Here is a 3793-nt window from a genome sequence, read left to right as displayed (position 1 = left end):
GCCGGCGGCGCCGGGGCCGTCGTGGTCGGCGCGGGGCCGGCAGCGCCGACCACTGGGCTGCAGCGGTCGCACCGCACCCGATGCGTAGCCTCCGTACCTCCGGGTGCTCAGGCCTTGTCGGCGCACAGCTGGACCAGCCGCTTGCCCGGCCGGCCCGCACGCGCGGGCCGGGCAGCGCCACCGCGGGCGTTGTCGTCCGCGCACGGCGGTGTGGTGTCACCGGCGACGCGGCGTGATCAGCCCCGACTCGTACGCCCACACGACCAGCTGGGCACGGTCGCGGCAGTGCAGCTTCATCATCGCCCGGTTGACGTGTGTCTTGGCGGTCAACGGACTGATCACCATGCGCTCGGCGATCTCGTCGTTGCTCAGCCCCCGGGCGACGAGCTCGACGATCTCCTGTTCGCGAGCGGTCAGGACGTCGCGTCCGGCCGCCGGGTCGGCCGGCGGCGGGCCGGTGACGAACTCGCTGATGAGCGTACGCGTGACCGCCGGGGCGAGCAGGGCGTCGCCGCGAGCCACGACGGTGATGGCCTGCAGCAGGTCGGCGGGGTCGGCGTCCTTGAGGAGGAACCCGCTGGCGCCGGCGCGGAGTGCGGCGAAGACGTAGGAGTCGAGCCCGTAGTTGGTGAGGATGAGGACGCGGGCCGCGGCGAGGTCGGGATCGGCGGCGATGCGCCGGGTGGCTTCGATGCCGTCGAGTCCCGGCATCTGCACGTCCATCAGCACGACGTCCGGCCGCAGGCGTCGCGACAGCTGGACGGCCGAAGCGCCGTCGGCCGCCTCGCCGACGACTTCCAGGTCGTCCTCGGCGTCGAGCAGGGCCCGGAATCCGGCCCGCATCAGGGCCTGGTCGTCGGCGAGCAGGACCCGGATCATGCCGGCTCCTCCCTGCGGTCGGAGCCGCCACGATCCGTGGCGGACTGAGCTGGTTGGACCTCGCGCAAGCGCTCGGTCACGCCGGACCGTCCAGCGGGAACCTGGCCCGCACGGCGAACCCGCCGCCGTCGTGCGGGGCGGCGTTCAGCGAGCCGCCCAGCCCGGTGACCCGTTCCCCCATGCCGCGCAGGCCCACACCCGGTGTCACCGGCCGGTCCGGTGACGCCTGGCCGTCGTCGGTCACCGAGACGGTCAGCTGTGCCGGGGCGTACTCGACGTGGATCTGGGCGGTGGCGGGGCCGGCGTGGCGGGCGACGTTGGTCAGGGCCTCCTGGACGACGCGATACCCGGCCTGGTCGACCTCGGCGGGCAGGTCCCGGGGCTGACCGGTGACGGTCACCTGCACCGGTACGCCGGCCGCCCGGGTCCGCTCGGCGAGCTCGCCCACCCGGGCCAGCCCGACGCAGTCCGCGTCGGAGGGTGAGCGCAGGACATCCAGCGTCGCGCGCAGTTCCCGCATCGCGGCGCCGCTGGCCTCCTGGATCGCCAGCAGCGCGGCCGTCGGTTCCTCGCCGTGCTTGCGGGCCAGGTGCACGGCGATCCCGGCCTGCACCTTGATCACGGAGATGTTGTGGGGTCAGCGAGTCGTGCAGATCCCGGGCGATGCGCAGGCGCTCCTCCCCGGCGCGGCGCAACGCCATCTCCTCACGGGTGCGTTCGGCCTCGATCGCCCGCTGCTCGACCTGTTCCAGGTACGCACGGCGCTGCCGCGCGACGAGCCCGGCGATGTTGGCCGCCACGAACCAGCCCAGCAGCAGGGCGGTCCGCTCGACGATCAGCTGGCCGGGCCGGTCGACGGGCGCGACCGAGATGTCGCGGGCCAGGAACCCACCGAGGAAGACGAGGCTGGCCAGGGCTGCGGCCGATCGGCGCCCCCGCCAGGCGACGACGTAGACCGCGCCGAGGACAGGGAACGCGGCGGACACCCCGGGGTGTGCCCGGACGTGGACGGCCAGCATGGCGGCGGTCACCGCGATCAAGGCCACCACCGGGTACCGCCGGCACACCGCCAGGGCCGCCGCCATGACCAGGACCAGGGCGACGTCGATCGCTCGCACCGGACCGGCATCCGGCGCGAGCGCGGCGTTGCCGAGCAGGAGGACGCCGAGGGCGACGCCGCCGAGGGCGTAGGGCAGATCCGGGCGCATGATCGCACTCTAGAACGGCCGTCGTCAGGGAACATCCCGCGCCTGCGGTAGATGAGGCGTACTGCGGGCGCGGTATCGGCGGCCGGCCAAGTGCCTGCGACGGCACGACGCTTTCCCGGCCCGCCGCGACAAGCATCGAGCCCATGACATACCGCTTCTTCACCCCCGCGAAGGCGTCAGCAGCGACCGGTCTCACCGCGGAGGTCTACCGGCAGCTCCGGGACGAGTTCCTCGGGCCGGTGCCCACCTTCCAGGCGCTCTCGGCCGTGCCGGAAGTGCTGGCCGCGACCTGGGCGCTGATGCGCGAGGCCCTGCTCGCCGGGGACGCGTCCCGGGTCGACCGGGAGCTCGTCGCGTCGGCGGTGTCCCGGGCCAACCGCTGCCGGTTCTGCGTCGACGCCCACGTGATGCTGCTGCACGCGCTCGGCGAGCACGAGCTGGCCGAGGTCATCGCCCGGGGCGGGACGCCACCGGAGCCGAGGCACGCCGAGCTCGCCGGCTGGGCCGAGGCCAGCCGCACCCCCCGAGCCGCCGCCTGGTCCAGCCCGTACGGCCCTGAGCTCACCGGCACCCTGCTCGCCTTCCACTTCATCAACCGGGGTGTCTCGGCGCTGCTCGACCCGGATCTGCTGCCCGGGGGCCTGCAGCGGTCCCCGATGGTGCGGTCCGTCGGGGGCCGGCTCTACGCAAGCACGGCCCGGGAGCCGAGGGAGCCCGGCCGCAGCCTCCCGCTCCTCGGCGCCGGCACGACGGCGCCACCGGGTTGGGCCGGGGAAAGCCCGGTCGGCGTCGCGTACGCCTCGTTGAGGAAGGCCGCCATGCAAGGCGGAGACCTCCTTGGCGACGTGGCCCGCCAGACGGTCACGGCCACCGTGCGCTGGGAGGACGGACGACACCCGGCCCGCCCCGCCGACTGGGCCGTCGATCTGGTCCGGGACGTGCCCGGCACAGACCGCGTCGGGACGCGGATCGCACTGCTGGCAGCGTTCGCGCCCGGCGCGATCAGCGCGGGCGACGTCGCCCTCTGGCGGCTTTCCCATCCGGCCGACGCCGACCTCGTGCGGCTGGTCGCGTACGGGGCGATCACGGCGACCGATCACGTCGCCCGGGCACTGTCCCCGGCTCAGCTCTAGGAGGTCACCATGCGCAAGGCCCTGGTCATCGTCAGCGCTCTGTTGCTCGCCTCGTTCGCCCTGCAGTTCGTCTTCGCCGCCGTGGGCGCGTTCACGAAACCCGCAGGCGAGGGCGCATATGCCCTGCACAGCGTCAACGGGATGGCGGTCATCCCCGTTCTCACCCTGCTGACCATCCTGTTCGCCGTCCTGGCGAAGGCGCCGGGCCGGCTCATCGGGCTGGCGGTCCTGCCGCTCGGTCTCGTCGTCCTGCAGGCGCTCCTCGCCATGCTCGCGAACGCGTCCACCGACGCTGCGGGCGCCAGTACTCCGTTCGGCCTGACCATCGCCGGGCTGCACGCGCTCAACGGAATCATCGCGGTGCACGTCGTGGTCAATGTCCTCCGGGCCGCGCGAAAGCTGGCCGGCCCGGCGCCGGCCGGGGCCACCCAGGTGACCGTCCGGGAAGGGGAGCCGGCATGAGCGTCGGCTCGCTGCTCGCGGCCGATCTCGTGATCGCGGTTCTCGCGGCGGCCGGGTGGCTGGGCGGCGGCGCCGCGTCGGCCGCCCGGCGCCGTCCGCTCGCCCTGGGAC

4 protein-coding genes and 1 pseudogene are annotated in these 3793 nt (G+C 74.1%); 2 read left to right on the top strand and 3 right to left on the bottom strand.

The annotated features are described in order from the left end of the window. Positions 1-216 precede the first annotated feature (216 nt). The 3 genes and pseudogenes from DKL51_RS00045 to DKL51_RS37365 all read right to left on the bottom strand — a co-directional run. On the bottom strand, positions 217-879 hold the full coding sequence (locus tag DKL51_RS00045) for a response regulator (RefSeq protein ID WP_109944943.1): 663 nt from the start codon (positions 877-879) through the stop codon (positions 217-219). Positions 880-955: 76 nt separating this feature from the next. Further along, the gene (locus DKL51_RS36015) at positions 956-1501 is read right to left on the bottom strand and encodes a sensor histidine kinase (RefSeq protein ID WP_260428308.1); all 546 of its coding nucleotides are present in this window, start codon (positions 1499-1501) and stop codon (positions 956-958) included. A 196-nt stretch (positions 1502-1697) separates the two neighbouring features. Then, a pseudogene (locus DKL51_RS37365) lies at positions 1698-2087 on the bottom strand (DUF7134 domain-containing protein); the annotation flags it as partial. Between the two features lie 143 nt (positions 2088-2230). On the opposite strand from DKL51_RS37365, the gene DKL51_RS00035 reads away from it, so the two are divergent. Together DKL51_RS00035 and DKL51_RS00030 are read left to right on the top strand one after the other, a co-directional pair. Then, the gene (locus tag DKL51_RS00035) at positions 2231-3220 is read left to right on the top strand and encodes a carboxymuconolactone decarboxylase family protein (RefSeq protein WP_124811591.1); all 990 of its coding nucleotides are present in this window, start codon (positions 2231-2233) and stop codon (positions 3218-3220) included. A gap of 9 nt (positions 3221-3229) precedes the next feature. Next, positions 3230-3682, top strand: coding sequence for a DUF6220 domain-containing protein (locus tag DKL51_RS00030; protein WP_109944940.1), 453 nt, complete (start codon positions 3230-3232; stop codon positions 3680-3682). Positions 3683-3793: the final 111 nt, after the last annotated feature.

Source organism: Micromonospora globispora (assembly GCF_003857015.1).
Classification (GTDB): domain Bacteria; phylum Actinomycetota; class Actinomycetes; order Mycobacteriales; family Micromonosporaceae; genus Micromonospora; species Micromonospora globispora.
This window is presented reverse-complemented; position numbering and strand designations above follow the sequence as displayed.